Raw genomic sequence first — 21,503 nt, 5'->3', positions numbered from 1 at the left:
AACCGATGAGTGTCTTCGAGTTCGCCGTCAAGTTCGTCCAAGACAGCGGCATGTTCATCTACATCAGCATGCTCATCATGGCGGTGGGCCTGGCCATCGCGATCGAGCGCTACATCTTCCTGCAGCGCGCCCGCTCGCAGAACCGCAAGCTGTGGGCGCAGGTCCTGCCGATGCTGCAAAGCGGCCGCTTCAAGGAGGTCTACCACCTCGCTTCCGAGTCCGACGCGGCGATCGGCAAGATCGTCGCCAACGGGCTGGCGCGCATGCAGAGCCCGGCGCGGCGCGAGGACATCGACGCGGCGATGGAGGAGGGCATGATGGAGATCGTGCCGCGGCTGGAGAAGCGCACGCACTACATCGCCACCTTCGCCAACGTGATCACGCTGGTGGGGCTGCTGGGCACCATCGTCGGCCTGATCAAGGGCTTCACTGCCGTGGCCCAGGTCAACCCGGCCGAGAAGGCCGAGATGCTGTCGGCCTCGATCTCGATCGCGATGAACAACACCGCGTTCGCGCTGACGGTGGCGATCCCCTTCCTGCTGATCCACGCCTTCCTGCAGGCGCGCACCGGCGAGATCGTCGACGGGCTGGAGGCGGCCAAGATCAGCTTCCTGAACGTCGTGCAGCGCCTCAAGGCCGAGGCTGCCCCGGCGCGGTGACCGCCATGGCCGTCCGACGCCTTCGCAAGCAGCCGGCCTCGCTGGAGGTCACCGCGTTCATCAACCTGATCGTGGTGCTGGTGCCGTTCCTGCTGTCCACCGCGGTGTTCACGCGGCTGTCGGTGCTGGAGCTGTCGCTGCCGGCGCAGTCCTCCGGCGTCGAGCAGCTGAAGGTCGACGACCTCAAGCTGGAGGTGGTGATCCGTCCCGACGCGCTGGAGGTCGGCGACCGCATCGGCGGGCTGATCCAGCGCATCCCGAACGGTGCCGCGGGGCCCGACACGAAGGCGCTGGCGGCGCTGGTGCTGGCGCTCAAGCAGCGTTTTCCCGACACCCGCAGCGCCACCGTGCTGGCCAGTCCCGAGACGCCGTACGACGTGCTGGTGCAGGTGATGGACGCGGTGCGCGCGACCTACCGTGCCGCGGGCGCGGAGCTCGTGCACACCGAGCTGTTCCCCGACATCTCGATCGGCGACGCGCCGGTCGCCCAGCGGAGGTGAGGCGATGAAGCTGACGCCGCTGCAGAAACGGGCCGAACGGCGTGCGCGCAACCAGTCGCACGTCGACATGAACCTGGTGGCCCTGATCGACATCTTCACGATCCTGATCTTCTTCCTGCTGTCCAGCGCGACCGGGGTCGAGATCCTGCCCAGCCACAAGGCGGTGAAGCTGCCGTACTCCACGGCCGAGGCCGCACCGCACGAGACCGTGGTGGTGACCGTCAGCGCCGAGGACATCCTGGTCGACGGGCGGGTGGTCGCCACCGTGGACGAGGTGATGGCCGCCGAGGGCGACCTGATCGCGCCGCTGCAGGCGGAGCTGGAGCGGCTGCGCACGCAGCGCAAGGTGATCCGCGAGGAGAACGAGGCGGCCAGCCGCGCCGTCACGGTCATGGGCGACCGGCAGATCCCGTACCGCCTGCTGCGCAAGGTGATGTACACGGCGGCGCGCGCCGACTTCACCGACGTGTCGTTCGCCGTGATCAGAAAGTACGAGGCCTCATGAGCGCCGCCACCGTCTCCTTCCGCGCCCCGGTGCTGCCCTGGGCCGTCTCGCCCGAGGACGAGGCGCGCTTCCGGCGCATCCTGCGCAACGTGCTGGGCATCAGCGTGATGCTGTGCCTGCTGTTCATGCTGTGGCCGCGGCCGGTGCAAGAACGCGGCCCGGTGCAGGCGCTGCCGCCGCGCGTCGCGAAGATGATGCTCGAACGAGAGCTGGCGCGGCCCGTGCCGCCGCCACCGCCCGCACCGCAGGCGGCACGCACGCCGGCGCCGCCGCGCGAGGCCGCGACCCCCGAGCGCGCCGCGCCGACCACCTCGCCGCGTGACCGCAAGCCCGAGCCGGACAAGCCGGCCACCGTGCGCAATCCGGTGGTCGAGGCGCGCAACCCGCAGCCCGGCAAGGCTCCCGGCGAGGTGGGCGAGGCGCGCCGGCGCGCCGCCGGGGTGGGGCTGCTGGCGATGAAGGACGAACTGGCCGAGCTGCGCGGCGCGCCGCTGGCGGTGCAGATCCCGCAGGACGTCAAGCCCGGCAAGGGCGTCGGGAGCGGCGAAGGCGTGGGCGTGGGCGCCGGCTCCGAGCCGGGCATCCCGACGCGCTCGCTGATCACCTCCAACGCCACCGGCGGCAGCGGCGGCATCAACACCGCCGCCTACAGCCGCCACACCGGCGGCGGGGGCCTGGCCGGCCGCGCGACCACGCTGGTCGAAGGCGTGGCCGGCGGCGGGGGCGGGGGCGGCCCGGGCACGGGCGGCATCCGCGGCGACGGCATGGGCACCGGGACCGGCAGCGGCAAGGGGAGCGCCGGCGGCACGGTGCAGCGCAGTGGCAGCGGCAAGGCCTCGCGCTCGATCGAGGAGATCAAGCTGGTGTTCGAGCGCCACAAGGGCGCGATCTACGCGATCTACAACCGCGCGCTGCGCGAGGACCCGACGCTGCAGGGCAAGGTGGTGATGCAGCTGACCATCGCGCCTTCGGGGGCGGTGGTGAACTGCCGCATCGTCTCCAGCGAGCTCAACGCGCCCGACCTGGAGAGCAAGCTGCTCGCGCGCGTGCGCCAGTTCGACTTCGGGGCCAAGGACGTCGAGCAGATGGTCGTGACCTGGCCCGTGGACTTCCTGCCGTCATGATCGTGCGCGCCGCCTTCACCGATGCGGCCGCGCTGCACCTGCGCGCACGGGCGCTGGCCTGCCGGCGCGGCGCGCGGCTGCTGTTCCGGGACCTGCACGTCGAGCTGCACGGCGGCGAGCTGCTGTGGGTGCGCGGGCACAACGGCAGCGGCAAGACCAGCCTGCTGCGCCTGCTCGCGGGGCTGGCGCCGCCCGCGGAGGGCAGCGTCGAGTGCCTGGCCGGGCAGCCGCTCTACCTGGGGCACCACAACGCGCTGAAGGACGAGCTGAGCGTGGCCGAGTCGCTGGCCTTCCTGCTGCGCCTGCAGGGCAGCGCGGCGGACCCGGCGAGCGTCGCCTGGGCGCTGGACCGCATGGGCCTGAAGCCGCTCGCGCCGGCGCCGGTGCGGCTGCTGTCGCAGGGGCAGCGCCGCCGCGTCGCGCTGGCGCGGCTGGTTGCCGCGAGCGCGGTCGCCACGTGGCTGCTCGACGAACCGTTCGACGCGCTCGACCTGGAAGGCTGCGCGCGCCTGCACGAGCTGATCGTCGCGCACCGCCGGCGCGGCGGCAGCGTGCTGCTGACCAGCCACCAGTTCGTCCAGTGGCCGGGGCTCGCGCCGCGTGAGCTCGACCTGGACGGGCTGCCGCACTGAGGAGGAGCAGGGGCCGTGAACCCGGGTGCGCTGTGCTGGACCCTGTACCTGCGCGAGCTGCGGCTGGCCTCGCGGCGGCGGCTCGACCTGGTGCTGCCCTGGGCCTTCCTGGTCGCCGCGGCGGTGGTGTTCCCGCTGGCCGTCGGGCCGGAGCCCGAGCTGCTGCGCCGCATCGCGCCGGGCGTGGTGTGGGCCTGCTCGCTGCTGGCGGCGCTGCTGTCGGTCGGCTCGCTATACGCCGGCGACCATGCCGACGGGTCGCTGGAGCAGATGCTGTGCAGCGGCCGGGGCGCCGGGGTCGTGGTCGTCGCCAAGGTGCTGGCGCACTGGAGCCTGACCGGCGTGCCGCTCGCGCTGCTGGCGCCCGCGGTTGGCGCGGCGCTGGGCCTGCCCGCGTCGGCCTGGCCGGCGCTCGGTGCCTCGCTGCTGCTCGGCACGCCGGTGCTGAGCCTGCTGGGGGCGCTGGCGGCCGCGCTGACGCTGGGGCTGCGCGGTTCCCTGCTGGTCGTGCTGCTGGTGCTGCCGCTGGCGGTGCCGGTGCTGGTGTTCGGCACCGGCGCGGTCGCGGCCGTCGAGGGCGGGCAGTCGCCCGCGCCGTACTGTGCCTTGCTGGCCGCCGTGCTGATGCTGACCGCGCTGGTCGCCGTGCCGGCCGGCGCGGCGGCGCTGCGTCTGTCGATGGAGTGAGGATCGTCATGCGCTGGACTGCCTGTGCCGCCCCGCCGCGCTTCTACGCGCTGGCCGGCGCCCTGGTGCCCTGGCTGTGGACCGTCGCCGCGCTGTGTGCGGCCGCGGGCCTGTACATCGGCCTGTGCGTCGCGCCGCCGGAAGCGCGCCAGGGCGAGGTGTACCGCATCGTCTACATCCACGTGCCGGCGGCCTGGATGTCGATGTTCCTCTACGTGGTGATGGCGGGCTGGGCGGTGCTGGGCTGGACGCTCAACGTGCGCACCGCCGACATCCTGGCGCGCTCGCTCGCGCCCACCGGCGCGATGTTCACCGCGCTGGCGCTGGCCACCGGCGCGCTGTGGGGCCAGCCGACCTGGGGCACCTGGTGGGTGTGGGACGCGCGGCTGACCTCCGAGCTGATCCTGCTGTTCCTCTACCTGGGCTACATCGCGCTGGCCGAGGCCCACGAGGACCCGCGCCGCGGCGACCGCGCGGCCGGGCTGCTGGCCATCGTCGGGGTGGTCAACGTGCCGGTGATCTACTTCTCGGTGCAGTGGTGGAACACCCTGCACCAGGGCGCCACGGTGCGCTTCGACGCGGCGCCGCGCATGGCCACCGTCATGTTCGTCGCGATGCTGCTGATGACGCTGGCCTGCTGGGCCTATGCGGCGGCCGTGAGCCTGACGCGTGCCCGCGCCATCGTGCTCGAGCGCGAGGCGCATGCCGCCTGGGCGCAGGCGCTGTCCGGCGCGAGGGGCGTGGCATGAGCTGGGAACACGTCACGGCGCTTCTAGCCCTGGACGGTCACGGGGGCTACGTCTGGGGCGCCTACGGCCTCGCGCTGCTGGCCGTGCTGCTGGAGGGCTGGCTGGTCGCGCGCCGGCGCCGGCGCGCGGTCGGCCTGGTGGCGCAGCTGATGGACGGGGAGGGCGCACGATGACCCCGCGCCGGCGCCGCCTCGCGACCGTGCTCGGCCTGCTGGCCACGGTGGCGCTGGCCGCGACGCTGGTGGTGCAGGCCCTGCGCAGCCACCTGGTCTTCTACTACTCGCCCAGCCAGGTGGCCGCGCGCGAGGCACCGGCCGGCCGGGCATTCCGCATCGGCGGCCTGGTCGAGCCCGGCAGCGTGCGGCGCGACGGGCTCAAGGTGCAGTTCGTCGTCACCGACACCGCGCAGTCGCTGCCGGTGCGCTACGAGGGGCCGCTGCCGGACCTGTTCGCCGAGGGGCAGGGCGTGGTGGCCCAGGGGCGGCTCGGCGAGGACGGGGTGTTCCTGGCCCGGCAGGTGCTGGCCAAGCACGACGAGGACTACGTGCCGCCGCCCGCCGCCCAGGCGGTGCGGCAGGCCGCGCACGGAGGACGGCCATGATCCCCGAGCTGGGCCAGGTGGCCCTGCTGCTCGCACTGGCCGTCGCGCTGGTGCAGGCGAGCGTGCCGCTGGCCGGGGCGGTGCGCGGCCGCGCCGACTGGATGGCGCTGGCGCGTCCGGCCGCGGGCGTCGGCTGCCTGCTGGCGGCCACCGCCATGGCCTGCCTGGTCGCGTCCTTCGTGCGGCTCGATCCTTCGGTGGCCTACGTGGCACGCCATGCCGATGCGATGCTGCCGACCGGCTACCGGATCGCGGCTGCCTGGGCCGGCCACGAGGGCTCGATGCTGCTGTGGCTGCTGATGCTCAATGCCTGGGCCTGGGCGGTGGCACGCGGCAGCGCCGGGCTGCCGCCGCCGTTCGTCGCACGCGTGCTGGCCGTGCTGGGTGGCATGGCGGCAGGGCTGGCGCTGCTCATCCTGGGCGTGTCCAACCCGTTCGGGCGCCTGTGGCCGGCGCCGCTGGACGGGCAGGGGCTCAACCCACTGCTGCAGCACCCCGGCATGGCGTTGCACCCGCTGCTGCTCCACACCGGCTACGTGGGCCTGGCGGTGACCTTCGCCTTTGCGGTGGCAGCCCTGCTCGAAGGGCGCCTGGATGCCACCTGGGCGCGCTGGGTGCGGCCCTGGACCACCGCGGCCTGGGGCGGCCTGACGCTCGGCATCCTGGCCGGCAGCCTGTGGGCCTACGACGTGCTGGGCTGGGGCGGCTGGTGGTTCTGGGACCCGGTCGAGAACGCGTCGTTCATGCCGTGGCTGGCCGCGACCGCCCTCATCCACGCCCTGGCGGTCACCGAGAAGCGCGGCGCCTTCAAGGGCTGGACGTTGCTGCTGGCCCTGCTCGCGTTCTCGCTGTCGCTGCTCGGGACCTTCCTGGTCCGCTCGGGCGTGCTGAGTTCTGTGCACGCGTTCGCCACCGACCCGCGACGCGGGCTGTCCCTCCTGGTCTTCGTGCTGCTGGTGGTGGGCGGCGCGCTGGCGCTGTATGCCGCCCGCGCGCCACGCCTGGGCCTGGGCGCGCGCTTCGGCCCGGTCTCGCGCGAGAGCCTGCTGCTGGCCCAGACCGTGCTGCTGGTGGTGGCGATGCTGACCGTGCTGCTCGGCACGCTGTATCCGCTGGTGATCGAGGCGCTGGGTGCCGCACCGATCTCGGTCGGCGCACCGTACTTCGAGACCGTGCTCGCGCCGCCGCTGCTGGCGATGCTGTGGCTGCTCGGGCTGGGCGTGCGGCTGCCCTGGAAGCAGGCGACGTGGCGCGACGCGTGGGGGCGCATGCGCCGGCCCGGCGCCTTGGCGCTGGGTGCGGCCGCCGGCGCGGCCTGGGTGACGGGCCGCAGCGCCCCTGGCATCGTGCTCGGCTGGGCGCTGGGCTGCTGGATCCTCGCCACCCTCGTGGCGGACCTGCGCGAGCGCGGGGCCAAGGGGCGCATGCTGCGCCTGCCGCGCGCGGCAGCTGGCATGCACCTGGCGCACCTGGGCGTGGCAGTGTTCGCGTTCGGCGTCTGCATGAGCGGCGACGTGCTGCAGCGCGACGCGAAACTGGGCATGGGCGACAGCGCCGGGCTGGGCGGCCACGTCTTCACCTTCCGCGGGGTGCGTGACGTGCACGGTCCCAACTACCTGGCGCAGCAGGCGCTCATCGACGTGCACCGCGACGGCCAGCTGGTCGCGCAGCTGACGCCGGAGAAACGCCTGTACCACCATCAACGCAGCCCGGTCACCGAGGTGGCCATCGCACGCGGCGTGGTGCGCGACCTGTACGTCGCGCTGGCCGAGCCGGTCGACGGCGGTGCGGCATGGATCGTGCGGCTGCGCCTGCAGCCCTTCGTCAACTGGATCTGGGCCGGGGCGCTGCTGATGGCGCTGGGCGGGGCATTGGCGGCGAGCGACCGGCGCTACCGCGGCCGGGAGCATCGGCACGACGTGCCGGCGCCAGCGTGGCAGGAGGCGCGCGCATGAGGGCCCCGCGTCACGCCGTGCCGCTGGCGATCTTCCTCGTCGTGGCCGCGCTGCTGTGGCGCGGGCTGGCCCTGGAGTCACGGGCCGGTCCGGCGCCGCAGCTCAACCAGCCCCTGCCGGCGTTCGCGCTGCCGCGGCTGCATGCACCGTCGATGCTGCTGACGCGCGAGGACCTGCGCGGGCGTGCCTGGGTGCTCAACGTCTGGGCCTCGTGGTGTGCCACCTGCCTGGAAGAACACGCGCTGTGGGTCGAGGTGTCGCGCACCCACGCGGTTCCGCTGATCGGGCTCAACTACAAGGACCGGCGCGAGGATGCGCTGGACTGGCTGCAGCGCCACGGCGACCCGTACCGGGCCTCGGTGATCGATGCGCAGGGGCGCGTGGGCCTCGACCTCGGCGTCTACGGCGTGCCGGAAACCTTCGTCATCGATCGCGACGGCGTGGTGCGCTTCCGCCACGTGGGCGCGGTGACCGACGAAGTGCTGCGCACGCGCCTGTTGCCCCTGCTGGAGTCGCTGCATGAATGAGTGGCGCGTCCTGCCTTGCATCGTGTTGCTGGCCGGCTGCGCCGCGGGGGTGCGGGCCGCGGAGACCGGCGTCGAGCTGGAGGCCCGGGTGATGCGCATCGCCGCCGAGCTGCGTTGCCCGGTCTGCCCCAACGAGTCCGTCGCGGAATCGCAGGCGGGCCTGGCGCGCGACCTGCGCGAACAGGTGCGGCGCCTGCTCGCCGAAGGACGCAGCGAGCAGGAAGTGCTGGCGTACATGAGCGCACGCCATGGCGACGCGGTGCGTTACCGTCCGCCATGGAGCGCGAGCACCTGGGCATTGTGGGCTGCCCCGTCCGTGCTGCTGGCCGGCGGCATGGCCTGCCTGTGCGTCGCGCTGCGGCGCCGGCAACGGCTGGATGCCGCCCGGTTCGAGCCCGATCCCGGGGAGGGGGCGCCGCGATGAGCGCGTTCCTCGTCGCCGCCGGCACGTTGGGGCTGCTCGCCTGGCTGGGCCTGGTCCGCGCACGCTGGGCGGGGCCTGCGGTGCCACGTCCGTCGTGGCCGCTGATGGCGGGGGTGGCGTGCCTCCTGGCGGCGGTCGGCGCCGGGGGCTACCTGGCAGTCGGGTCGCCGCAGCGGCTTGCGGACGACCCGGCCGCCGTGCCGGGGGCCGGGCCGTGGGGGGAGGCGATCCGGCAACTGCAGCACGAGCTCGCCGCGCACCCGGACGAGGTGCGCCTGTGGGTGCTGCTGGCGCGCGCGTACGCGGCCGCGGGCGAACCGGTGCCGGCCGCGCAGGCGTTGCAGCGGGCACGCGCCTTGCGGCCGCGCGACGCCGGCTTGCTGGCCGACCATGCGGACTTTCTCGCCCGGCTGCAGGGCTCGCGCCTGGACGGCGAGCCGATGCGGCTGGTGCAGCAGGCCCTGGCGCTGGACCCTGACCAGCCCCAGGCGCTGGCGCTGGCCGGGGCTGCGGCCTACGCGCGGCGCGACTTCGTGCAGGCCGCGCGCCACTGGGAACGGCTGGCCGCGTTGCGCGCAGACGATGCCGCCCTGGCGCAGCCGTTGCGTGAGCGCGCCGCGCAGGCGCGGCAGCTGGCAGCCGCGCGCGGCGACGGGCCGTCCCCTGCGTCGCGACCATGAAAAAAGCCCATCGCGGGAGGCGATGGGCGAACAAGAGGAGAACAGCTTGGACGCGAGGCCGAGGTCCCGCACGGCCTCGCGGGTCGGGCAGGACCGCTTACAGTCGGGCCGACTGCATGTAGCGGTCGAACTGCGCTTCCGTGAAGCGGAACCAGAGGTTCTGGTCGCGGCGGAAGGCGGCGTAGTCGCTGTAGATCTTCTTCCAGGCCGGGTTCTTGGCCGAGAGTTCGGAGTACAGCGCCATCGTTTCCTTGAAGGCCGCATCCATCGTGTCCTTCGGGAACGGCATCAGCTTGACCTTCTGGGCCACCAGCTGCTTCAGCGCCTCGGGGTTGCGGCCGTCGTACTTGGCCTGCATGTCGAGGTGGGCGTGCGACGCAGCGGCCTCGACGATGGCCTTGTACTCGGCGTTCAGCGACTCGTAGGCCTTGGTGTTGATGTAGAAGGCCAGCTCCAGGCCGCCTTCCCACCAGCCGGGGTAGTAGTAGTACGGCGCCACCTTGTGGAAGCCGAGCTTCAGGTCGTCGTACGGGCCGATCCATTCGGCGGCGTCGATCGTGCCCTTCTCCAGCGCCTGGTAGATCTCGCCGCCGGGGATGTTCTGCGGCACGCCGCCCAGGCGTTCGATCACCTTGCCCGCGAAGCCGCCGATGCGGAACTTCAGGCCCTTCATGTCGGCGAGCGACTTGATCTCCTTGCGGAACCAGCCGCCCATCTGGGCGCCGGTGTTGCCGCCCGAGAAGTTGATGATGTTGTAGTTCGCGTAGAACTCGCGCATCAGCTTCATGCCGTTGCCTTCGTGCATCCACGCGGTCATCTGGCGCGAATTCATGCCGAAGGGAATGGCGCCGCCGATGGCGAAGGTGTCGTCCTTGCCGAAGAAGTAATACGGCGCGGTGTGCGCGATCTCGACGGTGGCGTTCTGCACGCCGTCGACGACCCCGAAGGCGGGCATCAGCTCACCGGCGGCATGCACCGTGATCTGGAACTTGCCTCCGGTCATTTCGCTGACCTTCTGCGCGAAAACCTCGGCACCTCCATAGATGGTGTCCAGCGTCTTGGGGAAGCTGGACGCCAGGCGCCAGCGCAGGGTGGTTTGGGCGTGAACCACGGCCGGAGCGATGCCGGAGGCCAGCACCCCGGCCAGGCCGGCACTGCGGATGAACGATCGGCGTTCCATGTGTTCTTGATCCTCTGTGTAGGTGAGACGTGGATGGAAGCGGTGCGGTGCAGCCCGGGTAGGGCCGCACCTCTGCCGAAAAAATTCTAGGGATCGAAGCGGGCGTGCCGGCAGAGGAATACTCCTCCTGTCGGTTCTACGTAGAACGGGCCAATTTTTAGGTGGTATTCAGCCAACCTGTGCTTGTATCGGCAGGATGCGCAACGCGCGGCGCGCGCCTCGTCGTGCGAGATGCGCACACCGCCGCCTGCCGCTTCCTCAGTGGTGATGATGGCCGCCGGTGCCGTGCCCGCCGGCAGGCTGGGCCGGTTGCGCGCGCATCTCGACCTTCACGGCCACGGTCACCTCGCCGGCGCGTTCGAACCGCAAGGTCAGCGGCACGCTCTCGCCCGCCTTGAGCGGGGCGCGCAGCCCCATGAACATGACGTGGTAGCCGCCCGGTCGCAGCTCGACGGTCTGCCCGGCCGGCACCGGCAGCTCGGGGATCTCGCGCATGCGCATCACGTGGCCGTCCATCGTCATGCTGTGCACTTCGGTCGATGCGGCCACCGGCGAGTGCGCGGACAACAGCTTGTCGTCCACCTCGCCGCGGTTGGCGATCTTCATGAAGGCCCCGCCGGACTGCTGGCCGGGCACCGTGGGCCGTGCCCACGGATGGTCGATGTGCAGGGGGCCGACGCGGTAGTCATGCGCCGCCGCGGGCAGGGTGAAGGCGGCCAGCAGCGCCGCCAGGGCGAGGGAAGGAAATCGCAGGTTCAGGTTCATGTCATTGGTCCTCGTTGGAGACAAGGCGAGCAGGGCAAGCCGGACGACCCGGGTCGAGCGACGGGCTGGTGCGGTCCCCATCGCGGCTCGCTTCGGAAAGCAGGCGTGGCCGGCGCGCCGCCGCGTGCGTCGGGGCGCCGGCGGCGGGGCTGGCGTCGGCTCAGGCGAGGACCGGCGGGCCGTGCTTGCGACGCGCAGCCCAGTCGAAGGTGCGGTCGCGCGCAGGGGCCGGCAGGGCCCGGGCCGGTGGATGCGGCGCGCGGGCTGCGGCGACGGCCAGCGGATCGGCCGCGGACGGGGCCGGGGTGGCGAGCGACAGGGCCGCGGTCAGGACGCAGGGGTCGCCGCCCGGCAGGGCGGCGCTGTCGTCGCGTCCGGCGTCGGTGGTCTCCGCCGCGGTCGGGAGCATCTCGTCGAGGGCCACCGTCTGCAGGCCGTAGACGGTGCAGATCTCGACCAGGGCGCGGCCCTGCGCCTGCGCCGCGCCGACGGCCAGCAGCGGCACCGCCGCCTTCAGCAGCAGTGCGGCAGCCAGCGCCCAGAAGGCCAGGCGGGGAAAGCGGCGTCGCCGGATCATGGCGCGATTGTGCCGGAAAGCGCAGGCGCCCCGCGACGGCGGCAGGCCCGCCCGGCGGGGTGGGGGTGTCCCGGGCTGCCTGTGCGGGCCATGGCTGCCGCGCGCGGCGTCGGGAGATGGAAAGGCGGGAAGAAAGCAAATGCCCGCACGAGGCGGGCATTTATCGGGACGCAGACGCGATCAGATCGCGAGGTCTTCCAGGGTTTTGCCGGAGGCCAGGGCCTGCTCCACCCATTTCGGCTGACGGCCGCGACCGGTCCAGGTTTCACCGGTCTCCTTGTTGCGGTATTTCGGCGCCACCTTGCTGCCCTTCGTGGAGCTGCTCTTGCCTCCCACTTTGCTGCCCAGGTCAGCCAGGGTGAGACCGTACTGCGCCATCAGCGACCGGATCTGGGCGATTGCATCGGCAATCTCCTGTTTGCGCGCGTTCTCGATTTGCTTTTCGAGCTCGGCCTTCTGTGCAAGGAGTTCCTGGTAGGTTGCCATACGAATATGCTCTGCAATGGTTGGAGGAAGTGGGCTGTACGAACGGCGCGATAATACTGCGCCCCATATCGGGGTGCAAGCGATATCGGAGACAGCCTGATTTGCCCCCGGGTGAATTCCGCAGTGCAGGATATTTCGGTGGATGCAAAGACGCCCGCGCGGCGAACCGGGCGGGCGTCCAGGCAGGAGGCGAGGGCAGGGATTACTTGAAGCCCACGCGGTCCAGCATCTGCTGCACCTTGGCCGTGTTTGCGCCTACCACCGAGATCGGGATCAGTTCCGTCTTGAATTCGCCCATCGAGTCCAGGGCCGGGTTCGGCACCTTCACGGTCGGCACGGCCGGATATTCATTGTTACCGTTGGCAAAGTAAACCTGCGCCTCGTCACTGGCGAGGTATTCCAGGAACTTGATCGCCGCCTCGCGGTTCTTTGCGTGACGGGCCACGGCGCCGCCCGCGACGTTGACGTGCGTGCCCCAGCTTTGCTGGTTGGGGAACACCACCCCGGTCTTCTCGACCACCGCGCGGTCCTCGGGCTTCTTCGAGCGCATCAGGCGCGCGTAGTAATAGCTGTTGGACAGCGCCACCGCGCATTCGCCGCTGGCGACGGCGCGGATCTGGTCGGTATCGCCGCCTTTCGGATCGCGTGCCATGTTGGCGACCACCCCCTTGGCCCATTCCTCGGTCTTTTCCGGGCCCAGGTGTTCCATCAAGGCACCGATGAGCGAAAGGTTGTACGGGTGCGAACCGGAGCGGGTGCAGACCTTGCCCTTGTTTTTCGGGTCGGCCAGTTCCTCGTAGGTATCGACGTCGGCCCGTTTGACCTTGATCTTGTTGTAGACGATCACGCGGGCACGCGTCGAGAAACCGAACCAGGCCGAACCTTCGCCCTTGTCCTCGCTGCGCAGGTTGGCGGGAATGCGCTGCTCCAGCACGGCCGAGCGTACCGGCTGGAACAGGCCCTCCTGCTCGGCCCGCCACAGGCGGGCGGCATCGACCAGCAGGATCACGTCCGCCGGGCTGGCCGCACCCTCGCTGCGGAGCCGCGCGATGATGCCGGCGTCGTCCGCCTCGACGCGGTTGATGCGGATGCCGGTGGCCTTGGTGAAGTTGGCGTACAGCGCCTCGTCGGTCTGGTAGTGACGGGCGGAATACAGGTTCAGCACCTGCTCCTGCGCGGCGGCAGGCGCACCCAGCGTGGCGGCCAGCGCAAGGGCAGACAGGGAGATGGCAACACGGCGCATCGGGAGATCTCCTAGTTGGGAACTGAGCGTATTGTAGGAGTAAACAAGAATCATTCTCGCAATGAATTTCCTTGAGCTCCCGAACCACCCCTGGGCCTTCGTGTGACTTTTGCCGCTTGTCGCGTGGCAGACCCCTGACCATCATGCCCGGCGTGAGCAGCAGCCAACCCCATCCCAGCAGCGGCGGTCGCCGGATGCGCGTGCGCCGGCATGCCAAGGTCAGCACCTTGCCGGCACTGGAATGGCAACCACGTGCATTGCTGGTGGGATGCGAGCGGGAAGAGCGCCTGTACCTGCGCACGCGCCTGAGCCTGCACCGGGTCGAGGTGTGGGAAACCGAGGCGGTCGAGCAGGCGATCGACCATTGCGCCCAGAACGAGGTGCACCTGGTCGTCATCGATGCCGACGTGCTGGGAGAAGCGACGCTGCCCTTGTGTCGCCAGCTGCGGCGCCCGCATCCGTGCTGGGCGCCGCCTGAGGTGCTGGTGGTGGGTTCGCCGGGGCAGGGCCGGCGCTGGCGGCTGCGCGGGGCCCTGGCGGGGGCGCACTGGCTGCTCAAGCCGCTGCACCCGCGGGCGCTGCAACGGCAGCTGTCGCGGCCGCTGCGCCTGGAGCAGCTGCCGGCCGGGCTGCGCCCTCCCTCGCTGTTCGGCTGATCAGCCGTTGTTGGCCGGCGGCACGTAGCCGGCCGGTTGTTCGGCGCCGTCGCCGAAGAAATACCTTTCCATCTGGCGCGCCAGGTACTGGCGGGCGCGCTGGTCGGCCAGGTTGAGCCGGTTCTCGTTGACCAGCATGGTCTGGTGGCGCAGCCAGCCCTGCCAGGCTTCCTTGCTGACGTTCTCGTAGATGCGCTTGCCCAGTTCACCCGGGTAGGGCGGGAAATCGAGGCCTTCGGCCTCCTTCTTCAGATGGACGCATTGCACCATGCGGGGCATGTCGGACTCCTGTGGTTGTCGTGGGGGAAGGCCGGCTCAGGTGAGCCGCTTGACCAGCACCTGCGAGCGCCGGTCCCAGTCGTACTTGCGCTTGCGCGCCTCGGGCAGCCAGTCGGGGTCGACCTGCTGGAAGCCGCGCTTGATGAACCAGTGCATCGTGCGCGTGGTGAGCACGAAGATGCTCTCCAGGCCCATGGCCTTGGCGCGCTGCTCGATGCGCTTGAGGATGCGCTCGCCGTCGCCCTGGCCCTGCACCTGCGGCGAGATGGTCAGCGCGGCCATCTCGCCGGTGCGCGCCTCGGGGTAGGGATAGAGCGCCGCGCACCCGAAGATCACGCCGTCGTGCTCGATGACGGTGTAGTAGGAGATGTCGCGCTCGATCTCCGTGCGCGAGCGCTTGACCAGCGTGCCGTCGCGCTCGAAGGGCTCGATCAGCTGCAGGATGCCGCCCACGTCGTCGGCGGTGGCCTCGCGCAGGCTCTCGAGCTTCTCGTCGACGATCATCGTGCCGATGCCGTCGTGGGTGTAGACCTCCATCAGCAGCGCGCCGTCCACCGAGAACGGCAGGATGTGGCTGCGCTCGACGCCGGCGCGGCAGGCCTTGATGCAGTGCTGCAGGTAGAACGCCGTGTCGGTGGGCTGGTGCGGTGCCGGCAGCGAGGCGAGCAGCCGCTCGGCCTCGGCCAGCGACATCTCGGTGTCGATCGGGCTGTCCGGGTCGTCCGGGTTCTCGCGGATGCCGGGGATCTCGGTGAGGAACAGCAGCTTGTCGGCCTGCAGCGCGATCGCGGTGCTGGTGGCCACGTCCTCCATCGTGAGGTTGAAGGCCTCGCCGGTGGGCGAGAAGCCGAACGGCGACAGCAGCACCACCGCGCCGGTGTCCAGCGCGCGCCGGATCGCCATGCCGTCGACCTTGCGCACGACGCCGCTGTGCTGGAAGTCGATGCCGTCGACCACGCCCACCGGGCGCGCGGTCAGGAAGTTGCCCGAGACCACGCGCACCGTCGCATTGGCCATCGGCGTGTTGGGCAGCCCCTGCGAGAAGGCGGCCTCGATCTCGAAGCGCAGCTGGCCGGCGGCCTCCTGCGCGCAGTCCAGCGCCACTGCGTCGGTGATGCGGATGCCGTGCGAGAAGCGCGCGGGATGACCCTTGGCCTTGAGCTGCTCGTTCACCTGCGGCCGGAAGCCGTGCACCAGCACGAGCTTGATGCCCATGGCATGCATGATCGCCAGGTCCTGGACGAAGGCGTTGAGCTTGCCGGCGGCGATGCCTTCGCCGGCCATCGCGACGACGAAGGTGTCCCCCTTGTAGGCGTGGATATAGGGCGCCACCGAGCGAAACCACGGAACGAAGGTGTGCGGGAAGACAAGGTTCATCGGCGGGCTCTGCAGCGCGAAGCAAACGGCTTTTGAAATAATCGACGATTTTGCACGAACCCCTTCGATGACGGATTCCCGGCAGTCGTTGCCTGCGCCGCCAGCACGGTCGAAGCACGGGCCGGGTGCGCGGCCGGCGCGGCAGGCCCACCCGATTCCTCCGATCACCTTTCCCGAATCGCTGCCGGTCAGCGCCCGGCGCGAGGAGATCGCGCGCGCGATCGAGCAGCACCAGGTGGTCATCGTCAGCGGCGAGACCGGCTCGGGCAAGACCACCCAGCTGCCCAAGATCGCGCTGGCGCTGGGCCGCGGCCTGGGCGCCGGCGGCCGCGGGCTGATCGGCCACACGCAGCCGCGGCGCATCGCGGCCTCCAGCGTCGCCAAGCGCATCGCGCAGGAGCTGAACTCGCCGCTGGGCGAGATCGTCGGCTACAAGGTGCGCTTCCAGGACCGGCTGTCGCCGGGCGCCAGCGTCAAGCTGATGACCGACGGCATCCTGCTGGCCGAGACGCAGACCGACCCGCTGCTCAAGGCCTACGACACGCTGATCATCGACGAGGCGCACGAGCGCAGCCTCAACATCGACTTCCTGCTCGGCTACCTGCGCCAGATCCTGCCGCACCGGCCCGATCTGAAGGTCATCGTCACCTCGGCCACCATCGACGCCGAGCGCTTCGCGCAGCATTTCGCCTCGGCGCGTGGGCCGGCGCCGGTGATCCACGTCTCGGGGCGCCTGTATCCGGTCGAGCAGCGCTGGCGCCCGTTCGAGGAGGACCGCGACTACGACCTCAACGACGCCATCGCCGACGCGGTGGACGAGCTCTGGCGCGAGGGGCCGGGCGACGTGCTGGTGTTCCTGCCCGGCGAGCGCGAGATCCGTGACGCGGCCGAGCACCTGCGCAAGCACCACCCGCCGGGCGTGGAGATCCTGCCGCTGTACGCGCGCCTGAGCCAGCAGGAGCAGGACCGGGTCTTCGAGCCGGGCGGTGCGCCGCGCATCGTGCTGGCGACCAACGTCGCCGAGACCTCGCTGACGGTGCCCGGCATCCGCTACGTGATCGACTCGGGGCTGGCACGCGTCAAGCGCTACAGCTACCGCAACAAGGTCGAGCAGCTGCAGGTCGAGCCGGTCAGCCAGGCCGCGGCCAACCAGCGCGCCGGTCGCTGCGGGCGGGTTGCCAACGGCATCTGCATCCGCCTCTACGACGAGCAGGACTTCGCCAGCCGCCCGCGCTTCACCGACCCGGAGATCCTGCGCTCCTCGCTGGCCGGGGTGATCCTGCGCATGAAGTCGCTCGGGCTGGGCAACGTCGAGGACTTCCCCTTCATCGAGCCGCCGCCGCGCCGCGCGATCGCCGACGGCTACCAGCTGCTGGCCGAGCTGAACGCGGTCGACGAGCACAACGAGCTGACCGCGATCGGCCGCGAGCTGGCGAAGCTGCCGCTGGACCCGCGCATCGGCCGCATGATCCTGGAGGCGCGCGAGCGCCAGTCGCTCGCCGAGGTGCTCGTCATTGCCAGCGCCCTGAGCGTGCAGGACGTGCGCGACCGCCCGCTCGAGCAGCAGCAGGCCGCCGACGAGAAGCACCGCAAGTTCGACGACGAGAAGTCCGAGTTCATGGGCTATCTCAAGCTGTGGAAGTGGCTGGACGAGTCGCGCGGCGGGCAGGGCAACGCGCCCAGGCTGTCCAACCGGCGCTACGAGCAGCTGCTGCGCGACCACTTCATCAGCCCGCGGCGCGTGCGCGAGTGGCGCGACATCCATTCGCAGCTGCACACCGTGGTGGCCGAGCACGGCTGGCGGCTCAACACGCTGCCGGCCACCTACGAGCAGATCCACCTGGCGATGCTGTCCGGCCTGCTGGGCAACATCGGCATCAAGAGCGACGAGGACGAGTGGTACCTGGGTGCGCGCGGCATCAAGTTCTGGCGCCATCCCGGCGCGCACCTGTCGAAGCGGCCGGGGCGCTGGATCGTCGCGGCGGAGCTGGTGGAGACGACCCGGCTGTACGCGCGCGGCATCGCCGCGATCCAGCCCGAGTGGATCCCGGGCCTCGCCGGCCACCTGCTGAAGAAGCAGCTGCTCGACCCGCACTGGGAGAAGAAGCGCGCCGAAGTGGTCGCCGTCGAGCGCGCCACGCTCTACGGCCTCGTGATCTACAACGACCGCCGCGTCAACTACGGCAAGGTCGATCCGGCCGGCGCGCGCGAGATCTTCATCCGCGAGGCGCTGGTCCACGGCGAGTGGGACACGCGGCTGCCGTTCCTCGCGCACAACCAGAAGATGGTGCGCCAGGTCGAGGAGCTGGAACACAAGTCGCGCCGCCAGGACGTGCTGGTCGACGACGAGCTGATCTACGCCTTCTACGACCAGCAGGTCCCGGCCGACGTGACCAGCGGCGCCACCTTCGAGCGCTGGTACCGCGAGGAGAGCCGCCGCCGGCCCAGGCTGCTGATGCTCACCCGCGAGGAGCTGATGCGCCACGAGGCGGCCGGCATCACCACCGCGGCGTTCCCCAAGACGATCCGCCTGGGCGGGGTCGACTGCAGCGTCAGCTACCTGCACGACCCGGGCGATCCCAAGGACGGCGTCACGGTGACGGTGCCGATCTTCGCGCTCAACCAGGTCAGCGAGGAGCGCTGCGAGTGGCTGGTGCCCGGCATGCTCAAGGACAAGGTGCTGGCGCTGGTCAAGAGCCTGCACCAGAAGCCGCGCGCGCGGCTGGTGCCGCTGCCCGAGTACGTCGAGCAGTTCGTCGGCTCGGTCGAGTTCGGCCAGGGCAGCCTGATGGAGGCGCTGCTGAAGTCGGTGCGCGAGCGCACGCAGCTGGACGTCAAGCGCGGCGACTTCAAGCTCGAGACGCTGTCGCCGCACCTGTTCATGAACTTCCGCGTCGTCGACGAGCACGGGCGGCAGCTCGGCATGGGGCGCAACCTCGCGGCGTTGAAGGCCGAGCTGGGCTCCCGGGCGCGCAGTGCCTTCCAGGCGCTTGCGGCGCTGAAGCTGCAGCCGTCCCGGCCCGCCGACGCGCCGGCTCCGGCGCCGGCCGCCGCCGGCGACGCGAGGCCCGCGGCACGCCCTGAGCCCGCGCAGCCGGCCGTGGAGGCGCAGGCGAAGTACACCGCCTGGACCTTCGGCGAGCTGCCCGAGCTGATGGAGGTGCGCCGCGGCAGCCAGTCGCTGGTGGGCTTCCCGGCGCTGATCGACAAGGGCACGCATGTCGAGATCGAGGTGTTCGACGAGCCCGAGGTGGCCGCCGCACGCCACCGCGCCGGGCTGCGCCGGCTGGTCGCGCTGCAGCTCAAGGAACCGCTCAAGTACCTCGAGAAGAACATCCCCGACCTGCAGAAGATGGCCGTGGCCTACATGAGCCTGGGCACGGCCGACGAGCTGCGCGAGCAGATCGTCGAGCTGGCGCTGGACCGCGCCTTCCTGCAGGAGCCGCTGCCGGCCGACGAGGCCTCGTTCAAGGCGCGCATCGACGAAGGGCGCACGCGGCTGAACCTGATCGCGCAGGAGATCGCGCGCCTGGCAGGTGCCATCCTCGTCGAGCACCAGGCCGCGCAGCGCAAGCTCAAGGACGCGCGCCCGCCCAAGGAGGTGGCCGACGACATCGCCGCCCAGCTGCAGCGGCTGATGCCCAAGCGCTTCCTCGTCACGACGCCGTACGCCCAGCTGCAGCACTTCGTGCGCTACCTCAAGGGCGTGCAGATGCGGCTGGACAAGCTGCGTGCCGACCCGGCGCGCGACGCCCAGCGCCTGGCCGAGCTGCGCCCGCTGGAGCAGCGCTACCTGCGCGCGCTGGCCGAGCGCAAGGGCGCGCCCGACACGCGGCTGCAGGAGTTCCGCTGGCTGCTCGAGGAGCTGCGGGTGGGGCTGTTCGCGCAGGAACTGCGCACCCCGCAGCCGGTGTCGGTCAAGCGGCTGGAGAAGGCCTGGGCGCAGATCAACGCCTGACGGCCGGCGGCATGGCGAGCACCGCGAAGCCGTGGCGCATGAACACCTCGGCGGCTTCCTGGCCTTGCAGGAAATCGTGCAGCGCGCGTGCCGCCTCGCTGTCCTGCCCGGCCACGAGCGCCATCGGGTAGACGATGCGCGGGTGCGAGTCGGCCGGGAACACGCCCGCGACGTGCACCCGTGGCGCCACTGCCGCGTCGGTCGCGTAGACGATGCCGGCCGCGGCCTCGCCGCGTTCCACGTAAGCCAGCGCGGCGCGCACCGAGTCCGCGCGCACCAGGCGCGGCTGCGCCTGCGGCCACACGCCGAGCCCGGTCAGCGCCGCCTGCGCGTACTTGCCCACCGGCACGTGCGCGGGGTCGCCGGTGGCCAGCCGTCCCTTGCCCAGCACCGCCGCCAGGTCGAACCCCGGCGCCAGCCGCACCTCCTGCGGCCGGTCGGCCGGCGTGACCAGCACCAGGCGGTTGCCGAGCAGGTCCACGCGCGAGCCGGGCACCAGCCGGCCGCGCTGCGCGAGGTAATCCATCCAGGCCTCGTCGGCCGACAGGAACAGCGCCGCCGGCGCGCCGTTCTCGATCTGGCGCGCCAGCGTCGAGGAGGCCGCGAACGAGGCGCGCACCACGTGGCCCGTACGCGCCTTCCAGGCCTGCACGGCTTCCTGCAGCGCCTGGCTCAGGCTGGCCGCGGCGTAGACCGTGACCTCGACGGCATGCGCCGGCGCGGCGAGCGCGCAGGCGAGCAGGGCCGGCAGGCCCAGGCGACGCAGCAGCGAGGAAGGAACGCGCATGGCAGGGGCTCGGTGATCGGGCTGCCGACGATTCTAGTGAGCGTGCCGGCGCCGCCCCGCACCTAGAATGCCCCGACCGGGCCCGGCGGGGCGCCGGCAGCAGGGGAGTCGCACCGATGTTCGTGGTCTGCGGTGAAGCCTTGATGGACGTGTACGCCGGCGCGCCTACGTCCGGCGGGCTGCGCCTGGACGCGCGCCTGGGCGGCTCGCCCTACAACGTGGCCGTGGGCCTGGCCCGGCTCGGGCGGCCGGTGGCCTTCCTCGGCGGCATCTCCACCGACGCCTTCGGCGAGCGGCTGATGCGCGCGCTGGTCGAGGAGGGCGTCGACACCGCACTGGTGCGACGCAGCGCGGCACCCACCACGCTCAGCGTCGTCAGCCTGGATGCGCAGGGGGTGCCGCAGTACGCCTTCCATGGCGAGGGCGCGGCCGACCGCGACCTGCCGGTGGCGGACCTGCCCGCCCTGCCGGCGGGCGCGACGGCGCTGCACTTCGGTTCCTACGCGATGGCGGTCGAGCCGGTCGGCACGGCCTTGCGCACGCTGGCGGCGCGCGAGCGCGGGCGCCGCCTGGTCGCCTACGACCCCAACGTGCGCCTCAACGTCCATCCCGGGCTGGCGCGCTGGCAGGCGGTGGTCGAGGAGATGGCGGGCCTGGCGCACCTCGTCAAGGTCAGCGCGGAGGACCTCGCGCTGCTCTGCCCGGGCGAGGCGCCCGAGGCGGTGGTGCAGCGCTGGCTGGCGCGCGGCGTGCGGCTGGCGGTCGTCACGCAGGGCGGCGCTGGCTGCCGGGCCTGGACCCGTGCGGTACAGGTCGCGGTGCCGGCGCCGGCCGTGACGGTGGTGGACACCGTGGGCGCCGGCGACGCCTTCCAGGCCGCGCTGCTGGCCTGGCTGGACGAGCAGGGCCTGCTGGCGCCCGAAGCACTCGAGGCGCTGGAGGCGGCCCGGCTCAAGGCCGCGCTGCGCTTAGCCACGCAGGCCGCAGGACTGGCCTGCGCGCGGCGCGGTGCCGACCTGCCGCGTCGCGACGAGCTGCCGGGCGCTGCGTGAAGTCCGGCGCGCGCTTCGCTTCACTTGCGCTTCACACGCGTCTGCAACAATCGGCGCTCCCTGCGTCCCGACGACAACCCTTCCAAGACGAGAAAGCCCG

General features: G+C 71.5%; 24 protein-coding genes. 16 read left to right on the top strand and 8 right to left on the bottom strand.

Annotated features, from left to right (window positions below):
- Positions 1 to 5: 5 nt before the first annotated feature.
- From IS481_RS10265 to IS481_RS10205, 13 genes are read left to right on the top strand one after another with little or no spacing between them, the layout of a single operon-like run.
- A complete protein-coding gene (locus IS481_RS10265) occupies positions 6 to 659 on the top strand; it encodes a MotA/TolQ/ExbB proton channel family protein (protein ID WP_104358917.1) in 654 nt (217 codons plus the stop codon).
- A gap of 5 nt (positions 660 to 664) precedes the next feature.
- Entirely contained in the window at positions 665 to 1,159 is a 495-nt protein-coding gene (locus tag IS481_RS10260; RefSeq protein WP_104358918.1) for an ExbD/TolR family protein, read from the top strand.
- Between the two features lie 4 nt (positions 1,160 to 1,163).
- On the top strand, positions 1,164 to 1,664 hold the full coding sequence (locus IS481_RS10255; RefSeq protein ID WP_104358919.1) for an ExbD/TolR family protein: 501 nt from the start codon (positions 1,164 to 1,166) through the stop codon (positions 1,662 to 1,664).
- Positions 1,661 to 2,788, top strand: a complete 1,128-nt coding sequence (locus IS481_RS10250; RefSeq protein WP_104358920.1) for an AgmX/PglI C-terminal domain-containing protein — start codon at positions 1,661 to 1,663, stop codon at positions 2,786 to 2,788. Before IS481_RS10255 ends, IS481_RS10250 begins: the two co-directional genes overlap by 4 nt.
- The gene (gene ccmA / locus IS481_RS10245; protein WP_104358921.1) at positions 2,785 to 3,420 is read left to right on the top strand and encodes a heme ABC exporter ATP-binding protein CcmA; all 636 of its coding nucleotides are present in this window, start codon (positions 2,785 to 2,787) and stop codon (positions 3,418 to 3,420) included. Before IS481_RS10250 ends, ccmA begins: the two co-directional genes overlap by 4 nt.
- 15 nt (positions 3,421 to 3,435) lie before the next feature.
- On the top strand, positions 3,436 to 4,107 hold the full coding sequence (ccmB, locus tag IS481_RS10240) for a heme exporter protein CcmB (protein ID WP_232529229.1): 672 nt from the start codon (positions 3,436 to 3,438) through the stop codon (positions 4,105 to 4,107).
- An 8-nt stretch (positions 4,108 to 4,115) separates the two neighbouring features.
- Positions 4,116 to 4,856 (top strand): heme ABC transporter permease CcmC, encoded by a 741-nt coding sequence (gene ccmC / locus IS481_RS10235; RefSeq protein WP_104358922.1) that lies wholly within the window; start codon positions 4,116 to 4,118, stop codon positions 4,854 to 4,856.
- Entirely contained in the window at positions 4,853 to 5,029 is a 177-nt protein-coding gene (gene ccmD, locus IS481_RS10230; RefSeq protein WP_104358923.1) for a heme exporter protein CcmD, read from the top strand. The genes ccmC and ccmD overlap by 4 nt, the downstream gene beginning before the upstream one ends.
- Complete coding sequence (ccmE, locus tag IS481_RS10225; RefSeq protein WP_104358924.1) at positions 5,026 to 5,457, top strand: cytochrome c maturation protein CcmE; 432 nt, start codon at positions 5,026 to 5,028, stop codon at positions 5,455 to 5,457. The genes ccmD and ccmE overlap by 4 nt, the downstream gene beginning before the upstream one ends.
- Positions 5,454 to 7,412 (top strand): heme lyase CcmF/NrfE family subunit, encoded by a 1,959-nt coding sequence (locus IS481_RS10220; RefSeq protein WP_104358925.1) that lies wholly within the window; start codon positions 5,454 to 5,456, stop codon positions 7,410 to 7,412. Before ccmE ends, IS481_RS10220 begins: the two co-directional genes overlap by 4 nt.
- Positions 7,409 to 7,939, top strand: a complete 531-nt coding sequence (locus tag IS481_RS10215) for a DsbE family thiol:disulfide interchange protein (RefSeq protein WP_104358926.1) — start codon at positions 7,409 to 7,411, stop codon at positions 7,937 to 7,939. Before IS481_RS10220 ends, IS481_RS10215 begins: the two co-directional genes overlap by 4 nt.
- Positions 7,932 to 8,363, top strand: coding sequence for a cytochrome c-type biogenesis protein (locus IS481_RS10210; protein WP_104358927.1), 432 nt, complete (start codon positions 7,932 to 7,934; stop codon positions 8,361 to 8,363). Before IS481_RS10215 ends, IS481_RS10210 begins: the two co-directional genes overlap by 8 nt.
- The gene (locus IS481_RS10205; protein WP_104358928.1) at positions 8,360 to 9,043 is read left to right on the top strand and encodes a tetratricopeptide repeat protein; all 684 of its coding nucleotides are present in this window, start codon (positions 8,360 to 8,362) and stop codon (positions 9,041 to 9,043) included. Before IS481_RS10210 ends, IS481_RS10205 begins: the two co-directional genes overlap by 4 nt.
- Before the next feature lie 97 nt (positions 9,044 to 9,140).
- Here IS481_RS10205 and IS481_RS10200 read toward each other — a convergent pair whose 3' ends face one another.
- The 5 genes from IS481_RS10200 to IS481_RS10180 all read right to left on the bottom strand — a co-directional run bounded on the left by IS481_RS10200 (position 9,141) and on the right by IS481_RS10180 (position 13,294).
- Positions 9,141 to 10,223 carry a TRAP transporter substrate-binding protein gene (locus IS481_RS10200; protein ID WP_104358929.1) on the bottom strand — a complete coding sequence of 361 codons (1,083 nt, stop codon included), beginning with the start codon at positions 10,221 to 10,223 and terminating at the stop codon, positions 9,141 to 9,143.
- A gap of 258 nt (positions 10,224 to 10,481) precedes the next feature.
- On the bottom strand, positions 10,482 to 10,988 hold the full coding sequence (locus IS481_RS10195) for a copper chaperone PCu(A)C (protein WP_104358930.1): 507 nt from the start codon (positions 10,986 to 10,988) through the stop codon (positions 10,482 to 10,484).
- A 160-nt stretch (positions 10,989 to 11,148) separates the two neighbouring features.
- Positions 11,149 to 11,565 (bottom strand): DUF2946 family protein, encoded by a 417-nt coding sequence (locus tag IS481_RS10190; protein WP_104358931.1) that lies wholly within the window; start codon positions 11,563 to 11,565, stop codon positions 11,149 to 11,151.
- Between the two features lie 180 nt (positions 11,566 to 11,745).
- Positions 11,746 to 12,051: an H-NS histone family protein gene (locus IS481_RS10185; RefSeq protein WP_104358932.1), complete on the bottom strand. Its 306-nt coding sequence runs from the start codon at positions 12,049 to 12,051 to the stop codon at positions 11,746 to 11,748.
- Positions 12,052 to 12,253: 202 nt separating this feature from the next.
- Positions 12,254 to 13,294, bottom strand: coding sequence for a Fe(3+) ABC transporter substrate-binding protein (locus IS481_RS10180; protein WP_104358933.1), 1,041 nt, complete (start codon positions 13,292 to 13,294; stop codon positions 12,254 to 12,256).
- A gap of 152 nt (positions 13,295 to 13,446) precedes the next feature.
- On the opposite strand from IS481_RS10180, the gene IS481_RS10175 reads away from it, so the two are divergent.
- Complete coding sequence (locus IS481_RS10175; protein ID WP_146079564.1) at positions 13,447 to 13,950, top strand: response regulator; 504 nt, start codon at positions 13,447 to 13,449, stop codon at positions 13,948 to 13,950.
- Here the strand turns inward: IS481_RS10175 and IS481_RS10170 are convergent, their stop codons facing one another.
- Complete coding sequence (locus IS481_RS10170; RefSeq protein ID WP_104358935.1) at positions 13,951 to 14,229, bottom strand: oxidative damage protection protein; 279 nt, start codon at positions 14,227 to 14,229, stop codon at positions 13,951 to 13,953.
- A 36-nt stretch (positions 14,230 to 14,265) separates the two neighbouring features.
- Positions 14,266 to 15,606 (bottom strand): amino-acid N-acetyltransferase, encoded by a 1,341-nt coding sequence (argA, locus tag IS481_RS10165; protein ID WP_104358936.1) that lies wholly within the window; start codon positions 15,604 to 15,606, stop codon positions 14,266 to 14,268.
- 67 nt (positions 15,607 to 15,673) lie between these two features.
- Between argA and hrpA the strand changes: the two genes are divergently transcribed.
- Positions 15,674 to 19,564 (top strand): ATP-dependent RNA helicase HrpA, encoded by a 3,891-nt coding sequence (gene hrpA, locus IS481_RS10160; protein WP_104358937.1) that lies wholly within the window; start codon positions 15,674 to 15,676, stop codon positions 19,562 to 19,564.
- Here hrpA and modA read toward each other — a convergent pair.
- A complete protein-coding gene (modA, locus tag IS481_RS10155; protein ID WP_104358938.1) occupies positions 19,554 to 20,351 on the bottom strand; it encodes a molybdate ABC transporter substrate-binding protein in 798 nt (265 codons plus the stop codon). The two genes, hrpA and modA, sit on opposite strands and share 11 nt — an antisense overlap.
- A 116-nt stretch (positions 20,352 to 20,467) precedes the next feature.
- Here modA and IS481_RS10150 point away from each other — a divergent pair, with 116 nt between their 5' ends.
- Entirely contained in the window at positions 20,468 to 21,403 is a 936-nt protein-coding gene (locus IS481_RS10150) for a carbohydrate kinase family protein (protein ID WP_104358939.1), read from the top strand.
- Positions 21,404 to 21,503 lie beyond the last annotated feature (100 nt).

This window comes from Caldimonas thermodepolymerans, assembly GCF_015476235.1.
In the GTDB taxonomy this organism is placed as follows: Bacteria; Pseudomonadota; Gammaproteobacteria; order Burkholderiales; family Burkholderiaceae_C; genus Caldimonas; species Caldimonas thermodepolymerans.
This window is presented reverse-complemented; position numbering and strand designations above follow the sequence as displayed.